This window comes from Ochrobactrum sp. MYb379 (assembly GCF_037479515.1).
Lineage (GTDB): Bacteria > Pseudomonadota > Alphaproteobacteria > Rhizobiales > Rhizobiaceae > Brucella.
On record NZ_JBBGYW010000002.1, the window covers coordinates 502648 to 528858 of the forward strand.

Below are 26211 nucleotides of genomic sequence, written 5' to 3' on the forward strand. Positions count from 1 at the left end.
GAAATGACAACAGCAGCCTTCCCTAAAGCCGACCCAGATAGCAAAGCGTTGCTCACTGTGCTGGAGAATGCAGCACTTGAGGCTGGTCGTGTCATTATCAAACACTACACGGATGGCTGCGCCGTTCATTCCAAGAAAGATCAGTCGCCAGTAACCGAAGCCGATCACGCGGCAGAGGCGATTATTCTTGCGGCCCTTGCATCTGTTGCGTCGGATATTCCGGTTGTGGCTGAAGAGGAAGCGGCGGCAGGTCGACTGCCAGCGCAATTGGGGAGACATTTTTTCCTGATTGATCCACTTGATGGAACGCGGGAGTTTCTTCTGCGCAATGGCGATTTCACAGTGAATATCGCGCTTATCGAAGGTGGAGCGCCAGTGCTAGGGCTAGTTTATGCTCCGGTGCGTAACCTGCTTTATGTGGGTTCGCGTGAAGGTGCGCAGGAAGTGACGACGTCTGCCGACCATCACATCGTAAGCAGGCGTCCGATTACCGCTCGCATTGCGCCAGATGAAAAGACCGTTGTGTGCAGCCGTTCTCATCTTACGCCTGAAACAGAAGAGTTCCTTAAACTCAATCACAGCGGTAAATGTGTTTCGGTGGGATCGTCGCTTAAATTCTGCATGATTGCGCGCGGCGATGCTGATCTTTATCCGCGATTTGGCCCGACAATGGAGTGGGATACGGCGGCAGGAGACGCAGTTTTGCGCGCAGCAGGCGGCATGACCACGACTTTCGACGGAAAGCCGATGATCTATGGTGCGCGTTCTGATGGAAGCGCGAGAGGCTTTGCCAACCCGGATTTTGTGGCTTTTGGGGCGGGAAAACCACCAGTTTTTAACTAAATAAGCCAGCTAATTATGCGGTTGAAAAAAATAGCTGAAAAAAAGCTGTTGCATCCCCTTGCAGGTTCAAAAGAGCGGCGCTATAAGCCGCTCACAGCAAGACGTTCGAGTCTCGCTAATATGGTTACGGAGTGTAGCGCAGCCTGGTAGCGCATCTGGTTTGGGACCAGAGGGTCGGGAGTTCGAATCTCTCCACTCCGACCATTTTCTCCCAGAAGTGAATGCTTAAATAGATCTGTCGAAAACAGACATGCGCATAAATGCGCCGTCATACTCGGCAATTTCGACAAGCCTTGATCGATTGAGAATTTCAACTCTATACGATTTGAACACGACCAGCCCTTCCTCGCGCAACTCCCTCATCATGCGGTTGAGATGGATAGGGGTAAGGCCCAGAGCATCGGCCAATTGATATTGCGTGAGCGGACAGTAAAATGAATCCGGCTCGTCCATGCCGCAGGATTTTACGCGATCAGACAATTCCAGCAAGAAATGCGCGGTGCGGACAAAACCGCTGCGGCAGCCAACATTGGTTAGATGCTCAACGAGCATCGCTCGCTGTCGCGCAAGCATCTCAATGAAGAGTAAGCCCAGACGGGGCACTTGTTTGATTGTTTGTTCAAGTGACACCAGCGGTATTTCATAAACAGACATCGGCGTCAGTGTTTTGATCGTATTGTAGCTGTAGCCGCCAGCAGTTCTTAATCCAACGAAGTCGCACCGCATTGGAAAGTCGATAATCTGCCGCTCTCCACTTGAAAGATCTCGATAAACGCAGCCCCATCCGGTGCGGACCATATGAATGCTGCGGATAGATGCACCTTGATCAATGATAACGGCATCGGCGGGATAGCTGTGCTCTGAAATGGCAAGGGCCTGCATGGCCTCTTTTTCGCGCGAATCCAGCTTGGCAAGAATTGGAGGCGATTCCAATAAGTTGACCAAGCCGTCGATCAGTAAAGCGGTGGTGTGTTGGTTCCCACTATGCATCCGCTGCCCATGCTCAACGAAAGTTATAGAATTTATAACTTTATGTTCCCGAAGTCGTTCTTATGGCGAGCACATTTTTTTATAAACCGCTAACATAAGTTAATGACACGTTTATTTGCTGGTATCAATATTTAGACCAGTCTTCAGCTGGGTTGGCAATGAAAATACCAATAAAGTGCCGAAGTTTTTATCGTAACTAGTGTTTTGTATCGAGTAAAAACATGAGTAGTAGAGGAAACTAAGCAATGCTTCAAATAAGAGAGCCTTACTTATGGGCAGCACCTGATGGCAGTCGCGAGGGTGCTTTTGCTGTCTTCGGGGAAAGAAAAAAGAGTGAAGAAATTGCAACTGGCTTGCCTGTTCAGAATGAGCCTCATCTTATGCTCGTCTGTAAAAGCAATCTGGAGCGGGAATGTCTCTTTAATGGCCTGATGATGAATGGGCTGAAGCTTCCCGTTATAAGCTACGCGGCAACTTATAAAAATATGCCGCTGAACGGAGCCATTGTCGTTCTCATGCATGTGGGTTCCAGACGGCTGGCAGATCCGTTTTTCTCTGATGAAGTGGAAGCTGCGGTGAAGGCGTGGCATCCGATACCGCTCGTGTTACTGGCAGAACGTGAAGAATGGTCACAGGTTATGCGGGCAATGGAAATTGGTGTGCGTGGCTACATTCCGACATCCGTGGACATTCGGATTTGTGTGGAAGCCATCCATCTGGCGCTTGCAGGTGGTATGTATGTGCCTGCTTCTATGCTTATGAAGCCGCCGTCTGAGGAAATGACTGACGATGTACTTGGTGAATTACTGACAATGCGTGAGATTGAAGTTGTTCACGCCATTCGCGTCGGAAAATCCAATAAGATCATCGCATTTGAACTTGGCATGAGCGAAGGTACCGTCAAGGCGCATGTTCATAATATCATGCGCAAGATTGGCGCCGCCAATCGCACGGAGGTCGCTTGTAAGCTGCATAAAATGTACGGCAACAAGTTTGGTGAGGAATGAAGTTTTTTACATGCTAACATTATCAATACCAAAAACTATGAAGCGTCGCCTGAATTGAACAGCCGGCGCTTCTTAGCTTTTGGAATGCAGGTAGAGCCTCATCTGATCTTCTGAGATGAGGGGGTAGGGGCAGATTTTCACCTGCCCCTACAGAATGAGAGTGGGTATCCTTTGAGGGGGCTCTCATTCTTTTCTGAGCGGATGGACGCCTGATGCGGTTCCGCTTCTGTTTTTTGCTCTGGAAAAATTGTCTGTCGAGCCTTTGGGTCGATGGCTTTCTCTCAACAGATAACCGCTCCAGTTCCAGCCAGCCTGATTTTGGTTAACGACGAAGGCTGATGCTGCCGGAAGATCCTCCGGATGTGGTGCCAAAGGCTGTGCCTGCGGAACTCCCGCCAAGAAAGCCTGTGCCAGATTGCGCCATGGCAGCGGACTGACCGCCTGAGCCGGAGGTGAAATAGCCGGAGCCTATTCCTGCACTACCGCCATAATGTCCGACCTTGCCGCCAATGCCGACAACTGTGCCTTTGCCCTCTGCCCAGCCGGTGGTGGCTGCCTGACCTGCCGCAGTAGAGCCTGCGCCGAACGCAAAACCGCCGGTAACAGCAGAACCAGCACCACTTGCACCGCCAAAGCTACCATTCCAGTTTACCGTCTGCGCGGCTGCTGGCAGAGCGCCGGCTGCAAGAAGTGTGAGAGAAGCAATAAGAATTTTCTTCATGATGAGATGTCCTCCACGTGTTGAATGAGTTCCCGATCTTGTTTCGGTCGGCATATCCTGACGATACACCCCGCTGCCCATCCGCTTGCTGCCAGGCTTTATGCTCAAGGGGCTATACCGCAGAGTTGCCGGCCCAAAGCTTCTTTGAAAGCCTCTTTGGGCCGGGCATATGTGCTGATCTTCACATCAGAGGGCGCGAGCAGTGCCAGGCTTGTCCATTGTTTGCTGTATTGCGCAGAACACATCCCTTGGCGCGCAGCTGATCAGAACTCAGCCCGAGCGCTTTGGCAGAATAAGTTCGCTTTCCTGTTATCGGCTGCGACGGTGCAGTTCTTGTACGGGCACTGGCTGGAATTGCAGCTGGTTCTTCATTCGATACAGATGCAAAAAGCGGTGCCTGTCGTGCCCGGCGCGGTGTTGCTTGTGCTGTCGCTATGCCTTGTGAAGGGCAGACCACGCCCGTTGCATTCAGCGACGCTCTGACTTCCTTGTTCAGACAAATCAGATCGAGTGCGGCTCTGTTTTGACCCATGCCTAGAAGTGCTGCTGCATAGGCACGGCGGTTACATTCACGCATTTCATAAGTGCTGCCAAAGCCCAACCCCCAGCCGGTTGCGCCGACACCCACGCTTGTTGAACCCGCGCAGGAATGGACACCTGCGGCCACGAGGCCCGGTGCAAAAGCCGGTACCGTTGTTTTGATTTTGCTCGGTGAATTTCCGCCGCCGCCAACAGCAATAGCTGTCGCTCCGGCTTGCGATGACGAGTTTGTATTGTTGTCTACATTCACGCTTTGAGCAAACGCACTGCCACTGAAAAGAACAAGTGCGACGGAAATGAAAAAGATACCCAGTTTAGACATAGCTAACCCCTTCAGATAAGAATATATGTTTCACATTTACTGATAGGATAAAGGCGCCATTACCAATTTTATCTGTGGTCCTTTTCTCAAAGAAATAAGGATTATCTGAATAATATTTAAATTAACGATCTGGGAAATATGTTTGTTTGGCTTATTTATATTCGGAAGGTGTAGGTTCACTCAAAGATCGTGAGGCTTTTTGCTATCTTTTGAACGGTATCTTTCTGAAATGAAAAACTTTCGGATTCGAAATAAACGGAGGTTTATTTGGCGATACCTCCAATGAGGGGCAGAGATGGTGAGTTTCCGCCTGTTTTGTCATCAGGTGGTTGCTTTCTTTTGCAAAACAGCGAAATTACGAATTAATTGTTAGAATAATTCCATGCCGGGAACACCATGCAGCTTACCCCTCGTCACAATGCAATTTTGGATATCGCGCGCCGACAGGGGCAAGTTCTGGTGGATGATTTGGCAGTCGCTTTCGACGTAACGCCGCAGACGGTGCGTAAAGATCTCAACGATCTTTGCAAGGCACGATTGCTGCGCCGCATTCATGGTGGCGCGCTTTATCCGTCGGGCGTAGAGAATATGGAATATGAAGCGCGCCGCCGTATTGCAGCCAATGAAAAGGAATTGATTGGGCGTGCGGCAGCCGAAATGATTCCCGATGGGGCATCGCTGTTTATCAATATCGGTACGACCACCGAGGCCGTCAGTCATGCGCTGATCGACCACAACAACTTGATGGTCATCACCAACAACATCAATGTTGCCAATACGCTGCGCGTTTACCCTGAAATCGAAGTGGTGATTGCAGGTGGTGTTGTGCGCGCTTCTGATGGCGGCATCGTGGGTGAGGCGGCAGTGGATTTCATCCGCCAGTTCAAGGTGGATTACGCAATCATCGGCGCATCGGCGATGGATGAGGATGGTGCGCTGCTGGATTTTGATTTCCGCGAAGTGAAAGTCGCGCAGGCGATCATCGCCAATGCGCGTCACGTTATTCTGGTAAGCGACTCAACCAAGCTCGAACGCACAGCACCTGTGCGCCTTGGCCACATATCGCAGGTCCATACGTTTATAACTGACCGCTGCCCGTCGCGGCAATTGCGTGATTTATGCCGCGAGAATGAGGTTGAGATGATTGAAACCGCCCCGCTTAGCTCTTCCGAAGAGAAAGAATCGTAGTTTCGTTTCATTTTCGTTTTGCTTTCGTATTAAATAAATTATATTCGTTTTGGTGGTTGGAGATGATCTTCAGGGTTCACCATGGCGCAGCATGAAATATTCGACATTTTCGTAATCGGTGGCGGCATCAATGGCTGCGGCATTGCCCGCGATGCTATAGGGCGCGGCTTTTCCGTCGGTCTTGCCGAGATGAATGATCTGGCGAGCGGCACTTCATCGCGGGCCACCAAGCTTATCCATGGCGGTTTGCGCTATCTGGAGCATTACGAGTTTCGTCTGGTACGCGAAGCGCTGATGGAGCGCGAAGTGCTTTGGGCAAATGCCCCTCACATCATTCATCCTATGCGTTTTGTGCTGCCTTTTCATAAGGGCGGTGTGCGTCCGGCATGGCTGCTGCGCCTTGGGTTGTTTCTCTATGATCATCTGGGTGGCCGCAAAATGCTGCCTGCAACCCGCACGCTGGATATGCGGACCGATCCGGTCGCCGCACCACTCAAGCCGCTTTTCACCAAGGCTTTCGAATATTCGGATTGCTGGGTGGATGATGCGCGTTTTACAGCACTCACCGCACGTGACGCCGCTGATCGCGGTGCGATGATCCGCACGCGCACTAAGGTTATCTCTGCCCGTCGCGACCATGAAGCCTGGACAGTGACGCTGGAAAACATCGATACGGGTCTTCGCGAAGAATTTCGCGCGCGCCTTTTGGTCAATGCCGCAGGTCCATGGGCGGACAAGGTACTGGAAGGTGTCGAAGGTGAACGTCAGTTGCACAATGTGCGGTTGGTGCAGGGCAGTCACATCGTTGTGCGCAAGAAGTTTTCCGATCCGCGCTCCTATTTCTTCCAGAACAATGATGGACGCATCATCTTCGCAATCCCTTATGAGGATGATTTCACGCTGATCGGCACGACTGATCAGGATTATAAAGGTGATCCGGCGAAGGTTGCGATCAGCGACAAGGAAACCGATTATCTTTGTGCCTGTGCCAGCGAATATTTCCGTGAGCCTGTGCGCATTGAAGATATTGTCTGGACCTATTCCGGCGTGCGTCCGCTTTATGATGATGGTGCCAGCAAGGCACAGGAAGCAACCCGCGATTATGTGCTCAAAGAAGATGCGCCGCAGGGCGCTGCCCCGCTGATCAATGTGTTCGGCGGCAAGTTGACCACCGCGCGCAGGCTGGCCGAACATATGCTGGAGAAGATCGAGCATCACTTGGGCAAAAAGGGTGCGCCATGGACCCACGCCGCATCTCTGCCGGGAGGTGATTTCGAAGCAACGGCTTTTGATCGCGAATTGGAAAAGCTGAAAGCCGATTATCCGTTTTTGTCAGCGATCCACGCCCGCCGTCTGTTCAAGCTTTACGGAACGCGCGCACGTGTTTTGCTTGGTAACGCCACATCACTTGCCGAGCTTGGCCGACATTTGGGTGCCGACCTTTATGAAGCGGAAGTGCGCTATCTCATCGAGCATGAATGGGCGCATACGGCAGAAGATATTCTCTGGCGCCGGACCAAACTTGGCCTGCGGATGAATGCGATGGAAGTCGCAGCCCTTGAGACTTTCGTCGAACCTGCGAAAGTCGTGTAACGGTTCGCTTGCAACCCGTCCGATAAAAAGTCATTATCCACTCATTAGGCGGTTTCCAGCCTTTCTGGGAGGAAAACATGGGTGCACCGCAAGACAGGATTCATGCTGACCGTATTCAGTCCGCAATTGATACGGGCGGTGCGGCGCGCTCAGCACTTGTCGCCTCGTGGCGACGCTCCTCCCGCCTTTATGGGCTTGATCCCTCGCAGGTAGGGTCTGTTCAAACGCTATCCGATAATGAATTACGCACGACACGTCAGCGCATGGAACGTGTGATCAGTATCGCACAAGCCAGCATGGACCGGCTTTACATGGCGGTTGGCGGCGTTGGCTGCTGTGTGCTTCTGGCTGATAGCCAAGGTGTGCCGGTCGAACGTCGCGGTGCTGCGGGTGATGACGATACGTTTTACGATTGGGGTCTGTGGACGGGTGCCGTGTGGAGCGAAGCCGTTGAAGGCACCAATGGCATTGGCACCTGCATTGCTGAACAGCGCGCGCTGACCATCCATCGCGACCAGCATTTTCACACCCGCAATATCGGGCTTTCCTGCACAGTCGCGCCAATCCATGACCATCAGGGACGCATTATGGCAGCGCTTGATGTTTCGTCCTGCCGCAGCGATTTGACGGAAGCCTTCGTGCAGCTGATTTCTGTTGCGGTAATTGATGCGGCGCGCCGCATTGAGGCCGAGAATTTCCGCCAGGCTTTTCCAGATGCGCGTATCGTGCTTGCGCCAAGTGCCGACAGAACTGGCGGCGCATTGATTGCGGTCGATAAGGATGACCTCGTCATTGGTGCCACACGTGCGGCGCGTCTTTCGCTTGATCTGACCGATGAAGCGCTTTCGACCGCGCTGCCTGCTGCCGACCTGCTTGGCTGGAATGCCGATCCGCGTGAGGATATGGCAGAGTCTGAGCGTAGCGTTATTTTGCGCGCCATTGCACGTTCAGAAGGCAATGTCTCATCGGCTGCAAAGCTTCTGGGCATCAGCCGCGCCACGCTTCATCGCAAGCTTAATCGCCTGAAAATCATAAGACCCAATTAGTTTTTGAATTGTGTCGCATTATTGAGACACATTGATACAGCATACTATCCAGCGCTGGATGACTCCTCCCAAGAGCCGCGCCACATTGTGTCTGAAACGCCGTAGGAGCGGCGTTGAATTTTGGGAGGAAATAATGAACAAGGTTGAATTTCATCGCTCCGTAAAGCCGGAGTTTGCCAAACGTTATGGCAATTTCATCGGCGGCAAATGGGTTGAACCCAAGTCGGGCCGCTATTTTGAAAATACATCGCCGGTCAATGGTCAGGTGCTTTGCGAAGTCGCTCGTTCTGATGCGGCAGATATCGACGCAGCACTTGATGCAGCACACGCAGCCAAAGAAGCTTGGGGGAAAACAAGTCCGGCTGAACGCGCTGTAATCCTCAATAAGATCGCCGATCGGATTGAAGCCAATCTGCCAAAGCTGGCAGCGGCAGAAACATGGGATAACGGCAAGCCGATCCGTGAAACCACCCATGCCGATTTGCCGCTGGCAATCGATCACTTCCGCTATTTCGCTGGTGCAATCCGTGCGCAGGAAGGCGGTATTTCCGAAATCGATCACGATACGGTTGCCTATCACTTCCACGAACCGCTGGGCGTTGTCGGCCAAATTATTCCGTGGAACTTCCCACTGTTGATGGCTGTGTGGAAGCTCGCACCAGCACTTGCTGCAGGTAACTGCGTGGTGTTGAAGCCTGCTGAACAGACACCGGCTTCCATCCTCGTTCTGATGGAAGTGATCGGCGATCTTCTGCCAGCGGGCGTGCTGAATGTGGTCAATGGTTTTGGCCTAGAAGCTGGCAAGCCGCTTGCATCAAGCCCGCGCATTGCCAAGATCGCTTTCACTGGTGAAACGACAACCGGTCGTTTGATCATGCAATATGCCAGTCAGAACCTTATTCCGGTGACGCTGGAACTGGGTGGCAAGTCGCCAAATATCTTCTTCTCGGACGTAACCGCTGAAGATGATGATTACTTCGACAAGGCAATCGAAGGCTTTGTTATGTTTGCGCTCAATCAGGGCGAAGTCTGTACTTGCCCAAGCCGTGCGCTGATCCATGAAAAAATCTACGATAAGTTCATGGAACGGGCATTGAAGCGCGTTGAAGCTATCGTTCAGGGTGATCCGCTTGATCCGGCAACCATGATCGGTGCGCAGGCATCCAGCGAACAGCTCGAAAAAATCCTGAGCTATATCGACATCGGCAAGCAGGAAGGCGCGGAAGTGCTGACCGGCGGCGGGCGTAATGAACTGGCTGGTGATCTGGCAGGCGGCTATTACGTTAAGCCGACCGTGTTCAAGGGCACCAACAAGATGCGGATTTTCCAGGAGGAAATCTTCGGCCCTGTTGTTTCGGTCACCACGTTTAAGGACGATGCTGAAGCGCTCGCGATTGCCAACGACACGCTTTATGGCCTTGGTGCCGGTGTCTGGACACGTGATGGCACACGCGCTTATCGCTTTGGTCGCGCCATTCAGGCAGGTCGTGTCTGGACAAACTGCTACCACGCCTATCCGGCCCATGCTGCATTCGGTGGCTACAAGCAGTCGGGTATCGGTCGCGAAAACCACCTCAAAATGCTCGATCATTACCAGCAGACCAAGAACATGCTTGTGAGCTACAGCCCGAAGAAGCTTGGCTTCTTCTAAGAATGAAAGCGATCCGCGGTATATCAGCCGCGGGTCGTCGCCTTTGCAATTTCACTGATTCAGTGCGGCTTCAAAGAAATAATTTTGAAGCCGCTCCCCCCTGTTTCCTCCCAGGAAAGGGTCGGGTCGGCAGGACTTTGTGCCTGTCTATCCGACCCAAAATTTAGAAGGATGTTCTCGTAATGGCTAAGACAATGAAAGCTGCCGTGGTTCGCGAATTCGGCAAACCACTAACCATTGATGAAGTACCAATTCCGGTGCCGGGCGATGGCCAGATTCAGGTAGCAATTCAGGCATCGGGCGTGTGCCACACCGATCTTCATGCTGCCGAAGGCGATTGGCCGGTAAAGCCAAATCCGCCATTTATTCCGGGCCATGAAGGCGTTGGTTTTGTCTCGGCGGTTGGTCGTGGCGTCAAGCATGTGAAGGAAGGCGACCGCGTCGGTATTCCCTGGCTTTACACGGCTTGCGGTCATTGCGTGCATTGTCTTGGCGGTTGGGAAACCCTTTGCGAAGAGCAGCAAAACACTGGCTATTCGGTCAATGGCGGCTTTGCCGATTATGTTGTTGCTGATCCGAATTTCGTCGGTCATCTGCCAAAAAACATCTCGTTTAACGAGATTGCGCCGATCCTCTGTGCCGGTGTGACTGTCTATAAGGGCCTCAAGGTCACAGATACAAAACCGGGCGATTGGGTGGTGATTTCTGGTATTGGCGGTCTTGGCCATATGGCGGTGCAATATGCTAAGGCTATGGGTCTGAATGTTGCTGCTGTGGATATTGACGACAAGAAACTTGATCTTGCGCGCAAGTTGGGCGCAACGGTTACCGTCAATGCCAAGACGCATAATGATCCGGCAGCCTATATCAAGAAAGAGACCGACGGCGGCGCGCAGGGCGTTCTGGTGACAGCGGTTTCACCAAAGGCTTTTGAACAGGCCATTGGCATGGCGGCTCGCGGTGGCACGATCGCCTTGAACGGCCTGCCAGCCGGTGAATTTCCGCTTTCGATCTTCAATATGGTGCTCAATGGCGTCACCGTTCGCGGTTCCATCGTCGGCACACGTCTTGATTTGCAGGAGTCGATTGACTTTGCCGCTGAAGGCAAGGTTAAGGCCACCATCCGCACCGACAAGATCGATAATATCAATGTGATCTTTGATGAAATGCGCGCTGGCCAGATCGAAGGCCGCGTCGTGATGGACCTGACGCAGTAATGCTGCGATAATAAAGCATGTCTCCCAAAAGTGGGAACCGGTTTTGGGGCAAAAGACATGCGCAGATACAAAGAAGTAAAGCCGCCGTAGTGATGCGGCGGCTTTGTTAGAGCATAATCCGACCTTCGTTCAACGAAGATCGATAAGATTATGCTTCAAGTAAAAGACTGTAGAGCGCCGATTTGATTTGATCAGATCGAAATGCGCTCTAAAGGAGGAGGAACCATGCCACAAGTCTCTGAACAAGAGCAGGTCACTGCCACTGACGCAGCGCTGGAGCTGATCGCCGAGTTGCAGGCCGAATATGGTCCGATCATGTTTCACCAGTCGGGCGGTTGTTGCGATGGATCGTCACCGATGTGTTATCCGCAGGGCGATTTGTTACTATCGGATGCCGATGTGAAGCTCGGTGAAATCGGCGGTGCGCCGTTTTATATCAGCGGTGCGCAATATGAAGCGTGGAAACATACCGAACTCATCATCGATGTCATTCCAGGGCGCGGCGGTATGTTCTCACTCGATAATGGTCGCGAAAAGCGCTTTCTCACCCGTTCCAAGATATGCTCCATTTAACTCTTTGCGTTGATCTGCAAAGCAGATACTAAATTGGCCATATCACTGGGGAGAGTGCATAACGGCCATGGCCGCATCCAATAAGAGAGCGACGATCCACGATGTGGCGCGTTTGGCAGGCGTGTCTATCAAGACAGTTTCGCGTGTTTATAATGACGAGCCGAATGTCCGCGATACGATCCGCGAAAAGGTCAAACTGGCAGGCGCCGAGCTGCGCTATCGCCCCAATGCTGCGGCGCGTAATCTGGTCGAACGCCGCTCGCATCTGATCGGACTTTTCTTTGAAAATCCGAGCCAAAGCTATGTAACCGAACTACAGATAGGCGCGCTGGATCGTTTGCGCGGCACGCGCTACCGGCTTTTGATATTTCCGGTCGAGAACCGTGCAGATATTCGCGGATCGCTGATTGAGACCGCCCATGCGTCGGGTCTTGATGGAATTATCGTAACACCGCCGATGTCGGATGATCCTGAGATTTTGCAGGAACTGATTGCATCCGCGATGCCTTTTACGCGCGTGGCTGGTGATTTTGGTGTGCATCCGACAGATAGCATTGCCATTGATGACGAGAAAGCGGCTTGCGATCTGATGCAATATTTGCTCGATCTGGGGCACCGTAAGATTGCAATTGTGATCGGAGATCTGACGCACCGCTCAGCGCAATTGCGCGTCGAGGGTTACCGCAAAATGCTCGACCAGGCGGGAATTGCGCATAATCCTGATTATGAGGCGGAGGGTGGTTTTAGCTTTGCAAGCGGTCTGGAGGCTGGCCGCAAACTCTTGTCGCTGAAGAACAGACCCACTGCGATTTTTGCATCGAATGACGATATGGCGGCAGCCGTTCTGCAAATAGCCTATGATCATAAGATCGACGTGCCAAATGAGCTGACCATTGTTGGGTTCGATGATAGTGCGATTTCGAGCATGGTATCGCCGCAGATCACCACCGTGCATCAGCCGATCCGCGAAATGACCTATGATGCGGTGGATATGCTTTTGAGCCAGATAGAAACCAGCGAGGCATCGCCGTCGCGGCATATCGATTACAAGCTGATTATTCGCCAATCATCCGGCAAGGTTTCCAAATAAAATGGGCCGGTTTCCCGGCCCATTCCATCTTAAGATAAATCAAGACCTTTGGTCAGTTCCAAGGCCTGCCGTTCGAACATACGACGATAGATACCACCAGGCTTACGGATAAGCGCATCATGATCGCCTTCTTCGACGATATTGCCTCTGTCAAAGACCAACAGCCGATCGAGTGCACGAACCGTTGAAAGCCTATGTGCAATCACAAGTGTGGTACGACCGATCATCAGCCGTTCCATCGCTTGCTGGATCAGCACTTCCGATTCTGAATCAAGGCTCGATGTTGCCTCGTCCAGAATAAGAATTGGCGCATCCGCCAGAAATGCACGGGCAATCGCCACACGCTGACGTTCACCACCCGAAAGTTTCACACCACGTTCACCGACAAGCGTTGCATAGCCCTTTGGCAAGCGCATGATAAACTCATGCGCACTGGCAAGCATCGCTGCATGCTCGATCTGGGCTTGTGTTGCGCCGGGGCGAGCATAGGCGATGTTTTCAGCCAGCGTGCGGTGAAACAGGATTGGTTCCTGCTGCACGATAGCAATCTGCGATCTGAGCGAAGCCTGCGTGACTTCGGCAATGTTCTGTCCATCGATTTTGATGGCACCGCCACTCACATCATAGAGACGCTGGATGAGCTTAACGAATGTCGTCTTGCCCGAACCCGAATGGCCGACCAGACCAACGCGCTCGCCAGCTTCGATCCTAACCGAGAAGTCGCGATAAAGCGGCGTGTCGTGGCTGCCATAATGGAAGGTGACGTTATCAAACGTGATCTCGCCATTTCCAATCTGGATTGCACCAGCACCCGACCTATCAGCAATACCGTAAGGTTCGGCTTCGATCTGAACCAGCTCTTCCATGTCGTTGACCGAGCGTTGCAGGTTGCGGATATGCATACCCACATCGCGCAGATAGCCCTGCAACATGAAGAAGGCGGTCAGAACAAACGTAATGTCACCTGCGGTCGCTTTGCCCTGGCTCCAGAGATAAAGCGCAAAGCCAATGACCACGCCACGCATGATCAACAGGTTTGCACCCTGAATGAAGCCGTTGAGCGTGCCGATCAGCCATGTGCGACGTGTGCGTCCGCGCCATTTGGTGACGACCTTGGCAAGACGTCCATCTTCGCGGGTTTCAGCACCGAATGCTTTCACAACCGCATTGCAAGAAATCGCATCAGCCAAAGCGCCGCCCATGCGTGTGTCCCAGCTGTTGGCAAGAGTTGCGGCAGGCGCAACAAAGCCAAGCGAAATCACAATCGTGCAGACGATGAACAGCACTGAACCAATGAATACCAGCAGACCCATCATCGGCCAGTACCATGCGAGAAGTGCGACTGATCCGAGCAGCATCAAGATCGACGGCAGCAGCGCAAGCAGCAACGTATCATTGAGCAGATCAAGCGCCCACATGCCACGCGAAACCTTACGCACGGTCGATCCGGCAAAGGCATTTGCGTGCCAGTCGGTTGAAAAACGCTGTAGCTTGTGAAACGCGCTCGCAGCCATGTCGCTCATGATTTTCAACGTGAAATCCGTGATGACATAGAAGGTGAGCTGACGTGTGATCAAAGCAACTGCGCCTAAGACAAGCAGAATGATCAGCGCGTGAATGGCTGCATCCCATGCGCCATCCTGTCCAAGCGAAAGCGCATCAACCAGCTTCCCTGAATAGAGAGGTGTGAGGACGTCTGCGGCTGTTGCAAGCAGCATGCTGATAATGATCAGCGTCAGCCGCAGAGGCTGACTTCGCCAGTGGCTGACGGTGTAGCCGAGGACATTGCGGAAAGCAGGTCCCCGGAAATTGATACGAAACCGAGTCATATGAATTATACCAGGCCGCACTAAGACGGATTCTGGTTCCTTTAAAATCATTTTCATTAAAAGCACGAAGCGGCTTCGCGTCGGACGATGTTTGAAAACGAAGACAAAACAAACAGCTGAAAATAGCTGCGGCAAATTTGGAAGTGTTTAGGAATATGCCCTTTGAGGGAGGGCGGTGAGGCCTTAGCCTCTTGTACGGGCCAAGAACTTAAAGCTTGAAAGCGCCCGCGCAAACACCGGGCACCGACGGAAATGGATAGGATCGCATCTCATACCTCTTGCCAGTGTTTCAGATGGGTGCACAATAAATGAGCAAATCTATTTGCCAAGTGGCAAAATGCAGAAACTTAATTTCATTTCGGTCACTGTGGCAAAAATGCTGCCTTACAGCTTTTGGGGCCAAACTGCGAGCTTGCGCGAAAAATGCGAGATTGTTGCATGTAAAAGCATGGTGAAGGCCGCCAGCACAAACAGGCTTGCGAACATCAGATCGACTTTGGCGCGACCATTGGCAAGGAGCATCAGATAACCAAGCCCTTTGGATGCTCCGACCCATTCGCCCACCACGGCACCGATGGGTGCATAGACGGCAGCAAGACTTAACCCCGAAGCGAGTGACGGGAAAGCTGCGGGAATGCGCACACGAAATAGAATTTGCATTGGCTTGGCGCCGAGATTTTCGGCGGCATTAATCAGCGTCTGATCCGTCCTTTGCATTCCATCCAGAAAGGTGGAGACGACTGGAAAGAAGATCATCAGAATGGTGACGGCGATTTTTGATGCCGGTCCATAGCCGAGCCAGAGCGTCAAGATCGGAGCGAGCGCAAATATCGGAATCGCCTGAGAGAACACAATCACTGGCATGACCAGACGTTGTACAAGCGGCGACAGCATTAGCCCTATCGCTGTAAGCATACCAATGGCAGAGCCGAGAAACAGCCCGCCCAGCACTTCACCAAATGTCACGACAGCATTATCGGCGATCAACTGTGCATTGGTGATAAGCGATTGCACGACGTCGATCGGGCCGGGCAGGATGAAGCGCGGCATCTGCCAGATGCTCACCACAGCCTGCCAAAGTGCCAGCACAGCAAACGCCGACAGAAACCCGTCGGCGATGCGTTTTTTGCGTGAGCGAGGAGCGATGCTCGTCATGCTCCTTTGAGACCCCCAGAAATACCCATTGACCAGAAGTTCGCTTCAAGCCTGCTTGCGGTCGCAAAAATCTGGCAGAGCTTTGGCCAGCGTGGGCTGCTCTCGAAATCCGTGCCGATGCGGGTTTTTGCGGCCTGATCAAAAAGCTTTCCAACGGTGTGGCACATCTCCTGATACTCAGCGCCCGCATAGGTGTCGATCCACTCCTGATAGGGTGTTCCGGGTTTCGCGTTGGCTGCGAGATTGACCCCGATTTCGCCATAGCCATGCGCGCAGGGAACCAGTGCGGTCAGCAGGTCGAGGAAATCGCCTGCCTGCCCGCAATCAAGCACATAACGCGTATAGGCGAGGTTTTCTGGCTCTTCTTTTGTGCTGTAAAGATCGTCTTCGGTTATGCCTTCGCGTGCGCAGATTCCGACATGCAGCGGCAGTTCTGTGACCGCCAGCCCATGCATAATCTCGGCGCAGAGCCGCGTTTCCTGCAAGCTCCCGGCCTTCACGACGCCCAGCGCAAAGGCGCGAGCATAGTGATGCAGATAGACGTAGTCCTGCCTGAGATAATGCAGGAATGCCGATTTCGGCAGCGTGCCGTTGCCCAGTCCGCGCACAAATTCATGATCGATATAGGGGTTCCAGTCATTAAGCGTTGCGGCACGCAGGCGAGTGAATAATTCGGATGAATAAAGCGTGTCACTCATGACTTGTCGCCTTCTGCATTCACATCAATTGCGAATTTTTCGACAGGCAGGATCGAAGGCACGAGGCCGTTATCCTTGAGATAGGTTTCGTAGCGGCTCCAGCGTCCATAATCGAGGCTTGCGGGCGAGCGCGAGAAACGGGCAACCGTGTCTTTCCAGGCGCGCTGGTTCAGCTCGTCTTTGAGTTCAGAACTATAAGACGCAAACAGGTCGTAGCTTTGCTCTGGATGATTGACGATATATTGCGCGGCTTTTTCAGTGGCTGCTAGAAAGCGCGAAATTCGCTCCTTTTCGTTCGCATCCAGCTTGTTTGAGTTGGCGACATAAACCAGCTCGTCATAGACCGGCACGCCTTCCTCCTCGACGAAGAAGCATTTGCCCGCAACCCCTTCAACCGCCATCTGGTTGAGTTCAACATTGCGATAGGCACCCATCACTGCATCAACCTGTTTCGACATCAGCGATGGTGCGAGCGAGAAGTTCACATTGATAAGTTCGACATCTGAAAGCGGAATGTCGTGGCGTTTGAGAATGGTGCCAAGCACCGTTTCTTCAACACCAGCGACAGAGAAGCCGATCTTCTTGCCTTTGAGATCGGCAATTGAATTGATCGAACCATCGTCACGCACCATCAGGCAATTGAGCGGAGAATCGATCAGAGTGCCGACGCGGATCAGCGGAATATCGGCATGAACATCGAGATGCACCTGCTGCTGATAGGAAATTGCCAGATCAGCCTGTCCAGCCGCAACCATTTTGGGCGGCACGGATGCATCCGCCGGTGCGATGATTTCCACATCGAGACCCGCATCTTTGAAGTAACCGAGCTTGTCGGCCACGATGATTGGGCCATGATCCGGGTTCACATACCAGTCGAGTATGAGTTTGAATTTGTCGTTCGCCTGAGCCGCCTGAGCTGACATCAGGGCGAACGAAGCCGTGGCGCTGAAAAGCGCAGCAAAAATCAGTTTTTTCAATGTTTCCTCCAGAAACTAAATTACATGAGGTCTAGTAACTTCGATCCATTGCCGCACGCGGGCTTCCGGATCAGGATTGAGAGTGATGTCGGTGACGACGGATACAATGTCAGCTCCGGCTTTAAAGACGCCGGGCGCGCGATCGACATTCATGCCGCCAATGCCAACAAGCGGAATATCGCCAAGTGTGGCTTTCCATTGGCTGACGCGGTCCAATCCCTGTTCATGCCATTTCATCTTTTTGAGAATGGTCGGATAGACAGGGCCGAGCGCGATATAGGCTGGCTTTAGTGCTAATGCGCGATCAAGTTCAGCCTCATCATGGCTGGATACACCGAGCTTCACGCCGCTTGCGTGGATTGCATCAAGATCGGCATCATCAAGGTCTTCTTGACCGAGATGTATGAAGTCACAGCCTTCCTCAATCGCCAGTTGCCAGTAGTCATTGACGATGAGCTGACAGTCATATCGCGCGCAAATTTCGCGGGCTGCGCGAATTTCTGCACGCAGTTCAGCGTCGTTCTTATCCTTGATGCGCAGCTGCACGAGTTTGATGCAAAGCGGCACCAAGCGCTCACACCAGCTGGCGCTATCAAAGATCGGGTAGAACGGATCAAGGGCCATTACAAAAATGCCTTTCCGAGTAGTGGAGTGGAGGGGGTAGCCATGTCGCGGGCTTCAATCGGATCGGCCTCATAGGCGATGCGACCAGCTTCAACAGCGAGTGCAAAAGCGCGGGCGATAGCGGATGGATCACCTGCTTTGGCAACGGCTGTGTTGATCAGCACGGCATCAAAGCCAAGTTCCATGGCGGTTGCAGCGTGCGATGGCACGCCAATACCAGCATCGACGACCAGTGGAATATCGGGGAAATGCGCGCGCATGGTTTTAAGCGCATAGGGATTGTTGAGGCCGCGACCTGAACCAATCGGCGCACCCCATGGCATCAACACCTTGCAGCCTGCCTCAATCAGTTTTTCCGCAACCACCAGATCGTCATTCATATAAGGAAAGACGTCGAAGCCTTCGTCGCAGAGAATACGGGCTGCTTCGACCAGCCCAAAAGGGTCCGGCTGCAACGTGTCGTGATCGCCGATGACTTCAAGCTTGATCCAGTTGGTGCCGAAAACGTCACGCGCCATTTTTGCCGTGGTGACTGCTTCGCGTGCGGTATGGCACCCGGCAGTATTGGGCAAAACCGAAACACCCAAATCCTTGATCAGTGTCCAGAAGTCTTGTCCGGCGCGCATATTCCCGCTCTCGCGCCGCAGCGAGACTGTCACGATTTCGGTCTTTGACGAGCGAACGCTGTCAGCAAGAATAGAGGGGGATGGATATTGCGCCGTTCCCAATAGCAGGCGGCTTTCAAAGGTTTTTCCGTAAAAATCCAGCATCTTAGCCTCCCTGCATGGGTGCGAGTACTTCGATGCGATCGCCTTCGCCGATCAACGTTTCCTCGCGTTCATCGCCTGCAATGAATTCGCCATTGAGCGCGGTTGCCACCACGGCCTCATCAAGTTCGATTTCTGCAAGCAGAGCCAAAAGATTGGCGCTTTTGGTCTCAAAGACCTCGCCATTTAAAACGATGGTCATGCCAGGTTCTCCAGAAGTTCAGGTTGTTGTTCGGCCTCGGTTGCTGCCGCAACCGCCATGCGTGCAACCGCAGGCGAGAGCAGAAAGCCGTGCCGGTAAAGCCCGTTGACATAGATGGTCTGGCCGCGTTTACGCACACGCGGCAGATTGTCGGGGAAGGCGGGGCGGGCATCGACGCCGGTTTCCAGAATTTCCGCCTCGCCAAATGCCGGATGCAGCGCATAGGCGGCACTCAACATTTCCAGCGTCGAGCGAACGCTGATGCCGCCTCTCTCATCGCTCTCAATCATGGTCGCGCCGATCATATGAATGCCGTCACCGCGTGGCACGATGTAGAGCGGAATACGCGGATGCAGCAGACGCACAGGGCGCGAAAGATTGATGTCGCGGGAACGAACCACCAGCATTTCGCCCTTCACGCCGCGCAGATCCTGCAACTGATCACGAGCCGCAAGACCGCGTGCATCGACGGTAATATCGGTGTCGATTTTTACATCTTTCGCATCTTGCCCGAGATGAAAGACGACGCCTTTCTTTTGCAGATTTTCGGCAAGTTCGATCAGTGTATTGCGTGGGTTGAGGTGGCCTTCTTCAGCAAAGAAAAGCCCCTGCCGGAAACGGCCTGCAAGGTCTGGCTCCAGTGCATCGATCTGTTCGGAATCAATTGTGTTGAAGGCTTCCGTGCGACGGGCGAAGCGGCGCAGTTCAGTCGTGTCGCGTGTGTGGGAAATGACGAGCGTGCCTTTGCGGTGGACTGTCGACACATGCCGTTCCCACCAGCCAATCGCTTGCTTCCCCAGCCTGACGACAGGTTCTTCCGCACTCTCGCCTTCGCACCAAGGGGCCAGCATTCCGCCCGCAAACCACGAACAGCTGTCAGAACCGATTGCGGTGCTTTTCGCAATCACGGTCACGGCGTGGCCTTGATCGCTAAATTCTGCGGCACAGGCAAGGCCGGCAACGCCTGCACCAATGATGGTGACGTGCATTATGCAATCTCCCACAAAGCGTGGAAATGATGCACGGGGCCGTGCCCGCTTCCGACCTGCAATGTGTTGGCAGAGCGGATGGCCGCTTGCAGATAGCTGTGCGCTTCACGAAGTGCCTGTTCCAGCGAAAGGCCTTTGCCAAATCCCGCTGCAATTGCGGATGAAAGCGTGCAGCCGGTGCCATGGGTGTTTCGTGTGTAGATGCGCTGCGCTTCCAGACGGATGGTTGGCAGGTTGGCGCGGATGAGAAGATCGGTGCAGATGTCGCCATCGGCATGTCCACCTTTCATCAGCACGGCCTTTGCACCGAGCTTGAGCAAAGCGCGCCCTTGTTCCTCTGCCTCATCATCGTTGCGGGCGATTGAACAATCGAGCAGGCAGGCTGCCTCTGGTCGGTTCGGCGTCAGAATGCATGCAAGTGGGATCAGTTTATCGCGTAACGTTGAGATCGCGGCCTCGCTTAACAGCCTATCGCCGGATTTTGCCACCATCACCGGATCAAGGACGACTGGTCCTGAGAAATGCGCGAGGCCCTTGGCGATTGCCTGAATGGTTTCCGGTACCGATACCATGCCGATTTTGACTGCTGCCACATTGAGATCGCTGAAGACCGCATCAATCTGTGCAGCAACGATTTCAGACGGGATGTCGTGAACGGCTGTAACGGCTAATGTGTTCTGCGCAGTGATCGCAGTGATCACGCTTGCGCCATAGACATTGAGTGCCGAAAAGCTTTTGAGGTCGGCCTGAATGCCAGCGCCTCCGCCGCTATCAGAACCCGCAATCGTCACGCAAATAGGCACAGATGCACCATTGCTGGCGGTCGTTTTGGTTCGGGAGAGGCTTTGTCTTAAGTCCATCATGTCGTCTCTCATTCCGAACGGAAAATTGAGACGTCATGAACGGGTTTTGGGGCTTTGCCCCACGGAGGATAGAATCCTCCTTGTTCGCGACGCGCCAAACTCCGTTCCCTACGCAGGTATTACCCGGATCAGGTTCAATGGGTTAACGCGATCAGCGTCTCTCAGCCTTTTGTGTCGCAGGATCGATTGGAAAACCGCAATGCACTTTTCCTGATCTTGCTTCGAAGGCACCCCAACGAATTTTGTGCTTTAGGCATAGGCCGGAACGAAGAGCCGGTCAAGCGCTCGCGATTATTACAATTTGCGAATAAAATTATATTCTCCCCAAGTTTATATATTAATTTTTAATGACCATGCGTTAATCCAGCTTGGGAAAAGCTTCGTCCTGCTACAGACGAATATCTGATTTTTGGGCACGGTCCTTTTTGAGGACATGAAATATCGGGTCAGGATCAGTCTGATGAGGGGACAATGATGAGGAAGCGGGAAGCCGGTCAGGCTCACTCGGATGATGCGCTGGAGCGCACATCTGACGCGGATTTCCGCATTCTGTTCACCACTCATCCCACGCCGATGTGGGTTTACGATCCCGATACATTGCGCTTCATCATCATGAATGAAGCGGCCCACGCGCTTTATGGCTATTCGGCTGATGAAGTGCCGGGCATGACTGTTCTCGATATTCGTCCGCAAACGGAACGTGACCGGATGTCGATTGCGGTTCGTGACAGAAGTGATCTTGAGCGTCCTGAGCGCTGGAAGCATCTGAAAGCCAATGGTCAGATCATTGATGTTTTGACCTATGGCCGTGAGGTGGTTTTCGATGGCCGGCAGGCCATATTGGCAATTGTGCAGGACATGACGGAGCTTGAGGAAGCCAATCGTCAGGCAAGTCATGCGCAGACATTGCTCGATAGCCTCATCAACAACATGCCGCTTGGTGTCTTCGTCAAAGATATGCAGGACGAGGGGCGTTACCTGCTCTATAATCAGGCTGCATCAACTATCAGCGGCCACAAGATCGATCATGTCGTTGGCTCTGTGGATACGCAAATCTTCCCCGCTGAGGAAGCCAAGCTTCTGACCCAGCAAGATAGTCTTGCGATGCGTCGCGGCAGCGTGCTGACAATTGAGCGCGATATTCGCTGTGCCGACGGAACTCCGCGCAGAATGCGGATCATCAAGCGCTCTATTCCGCCGGTGGAAGGCGATGAATCGCGCTATCTCATTGGGCTTGTTGAAGATATTACCGAGCGTCGTTTGATCGAACAACGCATGACGCATATTGCGATGCATGACAATCTGACGGACTTGCCTAATCGCGCTTATTTCTCTCAGCATATTGAAGCCGTGCTGAAAAAGCGTGAAAGCGCACCGGCTTTTGCGCTTTTCTATCTCGATATTGATCACTTCAAAAACATCAATGACAGCCGTGGGCACCAGATCGGGGATCGCTTGCTGCAACAGGTTGCAGAGCGCCTTAAAAACATCGTTTGCGATCATTTTCTGGCACGTCTTGGTGGCGATGAGTTTGCGATCATTTATCGTTGCGCTGCCGTTTCGCAGATTGCCATGTTTGCCGATCAGCTCCTTTCTGTTTTTCAGGATCCGTTCGATCTTGGCGATACGCTGGAATTTGTCTCATGTAGCATTGGGATCGCGCAGGCGCCATTGCATGGCGATGATCTTGACGTGCTGATGCGTAATGTTGATCTGGCGCTATACGCTGCCAAGGCCGATGGGCGACGCACATTCCGCTTTTATCAACATTCGCTGCGGCTGGCTGTCGAGAAACGTCATGCCATGACCACGGATTTACGGCTGGCTTTGGCAGCACAGCAGCTTGAACTGCATTATCAGCCAATTTTTAACCTTCAAACCGGCCACATCTCTGGTTTTGAAGCCTTGCTGCGCTGGCGTCATCCTGTGCTTGGCATGGTATCGCCCGTTGAGTTCATTCCAATTGCCGAAGAAGCCGGTCTCATTGGACCGATTGGCGATTGGGTGTTGAAACAGGCTTGCCTTGAAGCGGCTTCTTGGCCGCATGGCATTAAGGTTTCAGTTAATCTCTCGCCTGTGCAGTTCCAGCAAACGGCGCTTCTTGATTCAGTCACCGATGCACTGGCTGCGGCATCCTTGTCGCCTGACAGGCTGGAACTGGAAATCACGGAATCAGTGTTCCTGCAAAACAGCAAGCACAACATTGAATTGCTGTTTGAACTGCGTCGCTTAGGCGTTCGCATTGCGATGGATGATTTCGGAACCGGCTATTCATCGCTGAGCTATCTGCGTTCGTTTCCGTTTGACAAGATCAAGGTGGATCGCAGCTTTGTGTCTGGCATTGAGGTGGACACGCGCGATCTTGCGATCATTCAGGCCGTTGCAACCCTTGGTGCGGGTTTCAAGATCGTCACAACTGCCGAAGGTGTGGAAACCACTCAACAGCTGGAATGTTTGCGCGCGCAGAATTTCGGCGAAGTGCAGGGCTTTTTGATGGGGCGCCCAATGCCCGCCATTGATGTGGCCGATTTCATTCAGACCCGCTGCGGATCTATCCTTGCAATGATCGAACCGCAAAACGAATTGGCTATCTGATAGGGCTTGACCTTCCAACGGTGGGAAGGGTTATCTATCATGCAACTCATTAAATCGCTCTTCAAACAGAGCGAAGTAGCATCCGCCCAAAAGTCGGAAACGATTTTTGGAAAGCAGGATGCGCTTTAAAAGGGATTGCCATGAACAAGCCTGTAAAATCCGATGCCACAAGTTTTGCCATTCCTGTTGAAGGGATGAGTTGCGCGTCCTGCGTATCATCGGTTGAGAAGGCCGTCGCAAAGGTTCCGGGCGTAGAAAAAGTGTCCGTCAACCTCGCAACAGAACGGGCTGATGTCACCTTCAAGTCAGCGCCCGATATGCCTGCTGTCATCGATGCAATCCGCAAGGCTGGCTATGATGTGCCGTCGGGCAGTGCTGATCTTGCCGCCGAACTCGCTATTGAGGGTATGAGCTGCGCGTCTTGCGTGAGCAATGTCGAAAAAGCTTTGAACGCGGTTCCGGGCGTGTCTCGCGCCAGCGTCAACCTCGCAACTGAGCGCGCGCATGTTGAGCTTGCAGGACAGGTCGCAGTCGCTGATCTTATCAAGGCGGTTGAAAAGGCGGGTTATGAAGCGCGTTCGCTTGATGAGACACGCAGCGATGCCAAGCAGGAAACACAATCCGACAAGCGCGACGCTGAAGCGGTTGAGCTGAAAAAGAATGTTATTCTGGCAGCCGTTCTCACGCTTCCAGTGTTCATTCTGGAAATGGGCTCCCACCTCATTCCTGCTGTGCACATGTTCGTCATGGATACAATTAGGATGCAGAACAGCTGGTATTTCCAGTTTGTGCTGACAACGCTTGTGTTGTTCGGCCCCGGTATGCGCTTTTTCAAAAAGGGCATTCCCGCTCTGCTGCGTGCCGCACCCGATATGAATTCGCTGGTGGTTGTTGGTACAACGGCCGCATGGGGCTTTTCAGTTGTTGCTACCTTCTGGCCGGATATTCTGCCGGATGGAACGGCTAATGTTTATTTTGAAGCGGCTGCCGTTATCGTCACGCTGATCCTGATTGGCCGTTATCTTGAAGCGCGCGCCAAGGGGCGTACTTCGGCCGCAATCAGTCGCCTGGTGGGTTTGCAGGCAAAGTCTGCGCGCGTGGTGCGCGATGGTGAAACGCTGGATGTGCCACTTGAAGAGGTGCGTGCGGGCGACATTGTGCAGGTGCGTCCGGGTGAAAAAGTGCCTGTCGATGGCGAAGTGACGGAAGGCTCGTCCTATGTGGATGAATCGATGATCACCGGCGAGCCTATCCCCGTCGTCAAGGAAACAGGTGCTGAAGTTGTCGGCGGAACGATCAACAAGACTGGCGCTTTTACCTTCCGCGCAACCAAGGTTGGTCGCGATATGGTCATCTCGCAGATTGTGCGAATGGTTGAAGATGCGCAGGTCGATAAGCTGCCCATTCAGGCTAAAGTCGATAAGGTGACGGGCTGGTTTGTGCCAGCGGTTCTGGGCGCAGCGCTTCTTACATTTATCGCTTGGTTGATCATTGGCGGCACGGCGATGATGGGCTTTGCGCTGGTCAATGCCATCGCGGTTGTTATCATCGCTTGCCCCTGCGCTATGGGGCTTGCAACGCCGACCTCGATCATGGTTGGCACAGGCCGCGCTGCCGAATTTGGCGTGCTGTTCCGCCGTGGTGATGCACTGCAAACCTTGCGCGATGCATCGGTGATTGCGGTTGATAAGACCGGAACACTGACTCAGGGCAAGCCCGCTTTGGCACATTTTGACGTTGTCGATGGTATTGATAAGGACGAAGCACTGGCGCTGATAGCTGCTGTCGAGGCCCGTTCGGAGCATCCCATTGCCGATGCGATTGTAACCGCCGCAAAGGAAAAAAACCTTAAACTTGGTGATGTATCGGCTTTTGAATCGGTTCCGGGTTTTGGCCTGAAAGCCGAGGTTGCGGGTCATGAAGTTGCCATTGGCGCAGATCGTTACATGGCGAAGCTTGGGCTTGATGTGGCGATCTTTGCTGATGATGCCAGCCGTCTGGGTGATGAAGGCCAGACCCCGCTTTATGCGGCAATTGATGGCAAGCTGGCTGCGATTATTACTGTTGCCGATCCGATGAAGGAAACCACGCCTGCGGCAATCGCTGCCATGCACGAGCAGGGCTTGAAAGTTGCAATGATCACCGGCGATAACCGTCGCACCGCGCAAGCCATTGCCAAACGCCTTGGCATTGACGAGGTGGTTGCGGAAGTGCTGCCTGATGGCAAGGTTGAGGCTTTGAAGCGCCTTTCGGCTGGTGGAAAACGCATTGCATTTGTGGGTGACGGCATCAATGATGCACCAGCACTTGCGGCTGCCGATGTTGGAATTGCCATTGGCACTGGTACGGATATCGCGATTGAAAGTGCCGACGTGGTGCTGATGTCGGGCGATCTGCGCGGTGTGGTCAATGCGATTGCAATCTCGAAAGCCACGATCCGCAATATCGGTGAAAACCTGTTCTGGGCTTTTGCTTACAATGTGGCGCTGATCCCAGTTGCTGCCGGTGTTCTTTATCCGATTACGGGAACGCTTCTGTCGCCGGTGTTAGCGGCGGGTGCTATGGCGCTTTCGAGCATTTTCGTGCTCAGCAATGCGCTTCGGCTGCGGGCATTTAAAAGCCCGCTGGCCTGATAGATTACGCAAAGATCGGCGGCCTTTCTGGTCGCCGGTAATTCTTTATTTCTTTTGCATAAATGCCTCTGGATTTTTCATTTTGCCGCCTATCTTTC

23 protein-coding genes, 1 tRNA gene and 1 riboswitch are annotated in these 26211 nt (G+C 53.1%); of the genes, 12 read left to right on the forward strand and 12 right to left on the reverse strand.

Features of this window, described 5'->3' with window-relative positions:
- Window positions 1–3 precede the first annotated feature (3 nt).
- Together cysQ and WH356_RS06475 are read left to right on the forward strand one after the other, a co-directional pair.
- Window positions 4–843, forward strand: a complete 840-nt coding sequence (gene cysQ, locus WH356_RS06470; RefSeq protein ID WP_339509362.1) for a 3'(2'),5'-bisphosphate nucleotidase CysQ — start codon at window positions 4–6, stop codon at window positions 841–843.
- 127 nt (window positions 844–970) lie between these two features.
- Window positions 971–1047: transfer RNA gene (locus WH356_RS06475), tRNA-Pro, on the forward strand.
- 21 nt (window positions 1048–1068) lie between these two features.
- On the opposite strand, the gene WH356_RS06480 is transcribed toward WH356_RS06475, so the two are convergent.
- Window positions 1069–1833: a Crp/Fnr family transcriptional regulator gene (locus WH356_RS06480; protein WP_339509363.1), complete on the reverse strand. Its 765-nt coding sequence runs from the start codon at window positions 1831–1833 to the stop codon at window positions 1069–1071.
- A gap of 245 nt (window positions 1834–2078) precedes the next feature.
- On the opposite strand from WH356_RS06480, the gene WH356_RS06485 reads away from it, so the two are divergent.
- Entirely contained in the window at window positions 2079–2840 is a 762-nt protein-coding gene (locus WH356_RS06485; RefSeq protein ID WP_339509364.1) for a helix-turn-helix transcriptional regulator, read from the forward strand.
- 322 nt (window positions 2841–3162) lie between these two features.
- Here the strand turns inward: WH356_RS06485 and WH356_RS06490 are convergent, their stop codons facing one another.
- On the reverse strand, window positions 3163–3561 hold the full coding sequence (locus WH356_RS06490; RefSeq protein ID WP_339509365.1) for a hypothetical protein: 399 nt from the start codon (window positions 3559–3561) through the stop codon (window positions 3163–3165).
- A 181-nt stretch (window positions 3562–3742) separates the two neighbouring features.
- On the reverse strand, window positions 3743–4423 hold the full coding sequence (locus WH356_RS06495; RefSeq protein ID WP_339509366.1) for a hypothetical protein: 681 nt from the start codon (window positions 4421–4423) through the stop codon (window positions 3743–3745).
- Between the two features lie 396 nt (window positions 4424–4819).
- Between WH356_RS06495 and WH356_RS06500 the strand changes: the two genes are divergently transcribed.
- The 7 genes from WH356_RS06500 to WH356_RS06530 all read left to right on the forward strand — a co-directional run bounded on the left by WH356_RS06500 (window position 4820) and on the right by WH356_RS06530 (window position 12781).
- The gene (locus WH356_RS06500; RefSeq protein ID WP_339509367.1) at window positions 4820–5611 is read left to right on the forward strand and encodes a DeoR/GlpR family DNA-binding transcription regulator; all 792 of its coding nucleotides are present in this window, start codon (window positions 4820–4822) and stop codon (window positions 5609–5611) included.
- An 81-nt stretch (window positions 5612–5692) separates the two neighbouring features.
- Window positions 5693–7204 carry a glycerol-3-phosphate dehydrogenase gene (glpD, locus tag WH356_RS06505; protein WP_339509368.1) on the forward strand — a complete coding sequence of 504 codons (1512 nt, stop codon included), beginning with the start codon at window positions 5693–5695 and terminating at the stop codon, window positions 7202–7204.
- A gap of 77 nt (window positions 7205–7281) precedes the next feature.
- Window positions 7282–8250 (forward strand): GAF domain-containing protein, encoded by a 969-nt coding sequence (locus tag WH356_RS06510; RefSeq protein ID WP_339509369.1) that lies wholly within the window; start codon window positions 7282–7284, stop codon window positions 8248–8250.
- Between the two features lie 133 nt (window positions 8251–8383).
- On the forward strand, window positions 8384–9901 hold the full coding sequence (adh, locus tag WH356_RS06515) for an aldehyde dehydrogenase (RefSeq protein WP_339509370.1): 1518 nt from the start codon (window positions 8384–8386) through the stop codon (window positions 9899–9901).
- Window positions 9902–10083: 182 nt separating this feature from the next.
- On the forward strand, window positions 10084–11118 hold the full coding sequence (gene adhP, locus WH356_RS06520; RefSeq protein ID WP_339509371.1) for an alcohol dehydrogenase AdhP: 1035 nt from the start codon (window positions 10084–10086) through the stop codon (window positions 11116–11118).
- Window positions 11119–11343: 225 nt separating this feature from the next.
- Complete coding sequence (locus WH356_RS06525; protein WP_339509372.1) at window positions 11344–11691, forward strand: DUF779 domain-containing protein; 348 nt, start codon at window positions 11344–11346, stop codon at window positions 11689–11691.
- Between the two features lie 67 nt (window positions 11692–11758).
- Window positions 11759–12781: a LacI family DNA-binding transcriptional regulator gene (locus tag WH356_RS06530; protein ID WP_310012399.1), complete on the forward strand. Its 1023-nt coding sequence runs from the start codon at window positions 11759–11761 to the stop codon at window positions 12779–12781.
- Window positions 12782–12810: 29 nt separating this feature from the next.
- Here the strand turns inward: WH356_RS06530 and WH356_RS06535 are convergent, their stop codons facing one another.
- From WH356_RS06535 to thiD, 9 genes are all read right to left on the reverse strand, one after another.
- The gene (locus WH356_RS06535) at window positions 12811–14610 is read right to left on the reverse strand and encodes an ABC transporter ATP-binding protein (protein WP_339509373.1); all 1800 of its coding nucleotides are present in this window, start codon (window positions 14608–14610) and stop codon (window positions 12811–12813) included.
- A gap of 384 nt (window positions 14611–14994) precedes the next feature.
- Complete coding sequence (locus WH356_RS06540; protein ID WP_339509374.1) at window positions 14995–15765, reverse strand: ABC transporter permease; 771 nt, start codon at window positions 15763–15765, stop codon at window positions 14995–14997.
- Entirely contained in the window at window positions 15762–16463 is a 702-nt protein-coding gene (gene tenA / locus WH356_RS06545; RefSeq protein WP_339509375.1) for a thiaminase II, read from the reverse strand. The genes WH356_RS06540 and tenA overlap by 4 nt, the downstream gene beginning before the upstream one ends.
- Complete coding sequence (locus WH356_RS06550) at window positions 16460–17440, reverse strand: ABC transporter substrate-binding protein (protein WP_339509376.1); 981 nt, start codon at window positions 17438–17440, stop codon at window positions 16460–16462. The genes tenA and WH356_RS06550 overlap by 4 nt, the downstream gene beginning before the upstream one ends.
- A gap of 15 nt (window positions 17441–17455) precedes the next feature.
- Window positions 17456–18064, reverse strand: a complete 609-nt coding sequence (locus WH356_RS06555) for a thiamine phosphate synthase (protein WP_339509377.1) — start codon at window positions 18062–18064, stop codon at window positions 17456–17458.
- A complete protein-coding gene (locus tag WH356_RS06560; RefSeq protein ID WP_339509378.1) occupies window positions 18064–18834 on the reverse strand; it encodes a thiazole synthase in 771 nt (256 codons plus the stop codon). Before WH356_RS06560 ends, WH356_RS06555 begins: the two co-directional genes overlap by 1 nt.
- A 1-nt stretch (window position 18835) precedes the next feature.
- Window positions 18836–19033 (reverse strand): sulfur carrier protein ThiS, encoded by a 198-nt coding sequence (gene thiS / locus WH356_RS06565; protein ID WP_113487427.1) that lies wholly within the window; start codon window positions 19031–19033, stop codon window positions 18836–18838.
- Window positions 19030–20022 carry a glycine oxidase ThiO gene (thiO, locus tag WH356_RS06570; protein ID WP_339509379.1) on the reverse strand — a complete coding sequence of 331 codons (993 nt, stop codon included), beginning with the start codon at window positions 20020–20022 and terminating at the stop codon, window positions 19030–19032. The genes thiS and thiO overlap by 4 nt, the downstream gene beginning before the upstream one ends.
- Window positions 20022–20882, reverse strand: coding sequence for a bifunctional hydroxymethylpyrimidine kinase/phosphomethylpyrimidine kinase (thiD, locus tag WH356_RS06575; protein WP_339509524.1), 861 nt, complete (start codon window positions 20880–20882; stop codon window positions 20022–20024). The genes thiO and thiD overlap by 1 nt, the downstream gene beginning before the upstream one ends.
- A gap of 91 nt (window positions 20883–20973) precedes the next feature.
- Window positions 20974–21130, reverse strand: a riboswitch (TPP riboswitch).
- Window positions 21131–21359: 229 nt separating this feature from the next.
- Between thiD and WH356_RS06580 the strand changes: the two genes are divergently transcribed.
- A complete protein-coding gene (locus WH356_RS06580) occupies window positions 21360–23480 on the forward strand; it encodes a putative bifunctional diguanylate cyclase/phosphodiesterase (protein WP_339509525.1) in 2121 nt (706 codons plus the stop codon).
- 140 nt (window positions 23481–23620) lie between these two features.
- The gene (locus WH356_RS06585) at window positions 23621–26113 is read left to right on the forward strand and encodes a heavy metal translocating P-type ATPase (protein WP_339509380.1); all 2493 of its coding nucleotides are present in this window, start codon (window positions 23621–23623) and stop codon (window positions 26111–26113) included.
- Window positions 26114–26211: the final 98 nt, after the last annotated feature.

Excerpts from the sequence above, each read along its gene's own strand:
- cysQ (WP_339509362.1), top strand. The coding sequence starts at position 4 with ATGACAACAGCAGCCTTCCCTAAAGCCGACCCAGATAGCAAAGCGTTG.
- WH356_RS06480 (WP_339509363.1), bottom strand. The coding sequence starts at position 1,833 with ATGCATAGTGGGAACCAACACACCACCGCTTTACTGATCGACGGCTTG.
- WH356_RS06485 (WP_339509364.1), top strand. The coding sequence starts at position 2,079 with ATGCTTCAAATAAGAGAGCCTTACTTATGGGCAGCACCTGATGGCAGT.
- WH356_RS06490 (WP_339509365.1), bottom strand. The coding sequence starts at position 3,561 with ATGAAGAAAATTCTTATTGCTTCTCTCACACTTCTTGCAGCCGGCGCT.
- WH356_RS06495 (WP_339509366.1), bottom strand. The coding sequence starts at position 4,423 with ATGTCTAAACTGGGTATCTTTTTCATTTCCGTCGCACTTGTTCTTTTC.
- WH356_RS06500 (WP_339509367.1), top strand. The coding sequence starts at position 4,820 with ATGCAGCTTACCCCTCGTCACAATGCAATTTTGGATATCGCGCGCCGA.
- glpD (WP_339509368.1), top strand. The coding sequence starts at position 5,693 with ATGGCGCAGCATGAAATATTCGACATTTTCGTAATCGGTGGCGGCATC.
- WH356_RS06510 (WP_339509369.1), top strand. The coding sequence starts at position 7,282 with ATGGGTGCACCGCAAGACAGGATTCATGCTGACCGTATTCAGTCCGCA.
- adh (WP_339509370.1), top strand. The coding sequence starts at position 8,384 with ATGAACAAGGTTGAATTTCATCGCTCCGTAAAGCCGGAGTTTGCCAAA.
- adhP (WP_339509371.1), top strand. The coding sequence starts at position 10,084 with ATGGCTAAGACAATGAAAGCTGCCGTGGTTCGCGAATTCGGCAAACCA.
- WH356_RS06525 (WP_339509372.1), top strand. The coding sequence starts at position 11,344 with ATGCCACAAGTCTCTGAACAAGAGCAGGTCACTGCCACTGACGCAGCG.
- WH356_RS06530 (WP_310012399.1), top strand. The coding sequence starts at position 11,759 with ATGGCCGCATCCAATAAGAGAGCGACGATCCACGATGTGGCGCGTTTG.
- WH356_RS06535 (WP_339509373.1), bottom strand. The coding sequence starts at position 14,610 with ATGACTCGGTTTCGTATCAATTTCCGGGGACCTGCTTTCCGCAATGTC.
- WH356_RS06540 (WP_339509374.1), bottom strand. The coding sequence starts at position 15,765 with ATGACGAGCATCGCTCCTCGCTCACGCAAAAAACGCATCGCCGACGGG.
- tenA (WP_339509375.1), bottom strand. The coding sequence starts at position 16,463 with ATGAGTGACACGCTTTATTCATCCGAATTATTCACTCGCCTGCGTGCC.
- WH356_RS06555 (WP_339509377.1), bottom strand. The coding sequence starts at position 18,064 with ATGGCCCTTGATCCGTTCTACCCGATCTTTGATAGCGCCAGCTGGTGT.
- WH356_RS06560 (WP_339509378.1), bottom strand. The coding sequence starts at position 18,834 with ATGCTGGATTTTTACGGAAAAACCTTTGAAAGCCGCCTGCTATTGGGA.
- thiS (WP_113487427.1), bottom strand. The coding sequence starts at position 19,033 with ATGACCATCGTTTTAAATGGCGAGGTCTTTGAGACCAAAAGCGCCAAT.
- thiO (WP_339509379.1), bottom strand. The coding sequence starts at position 20,022 with ATGCACGTCACCATCATTGGTGCAGGCGTTGCCGGCCTTGCCTGTGCC.
- thiD (WP_339509524.1), bottom strand. The coding sequence starts at position 20,882 with ATGGACTTAAGACAAAGCCTCTCCCGAACCAAAACGACCGCCAGCAAT.
- WH356_RS06580 (WP_339509525.1), top strand. The coding sequence starts at position 21,360 with ATGAGGAAGCGGGAAGCCGGTCAGGCTCACTCGGATGATGCGCTGGAG.
- WH356_RS06585 (WP_339509380.1), top strand. The coding sequence starts at position 23,621 with ATGAACAAGCCTGTAAAATCCGATGCCACAAGTTTTGCCATTCCTGTT.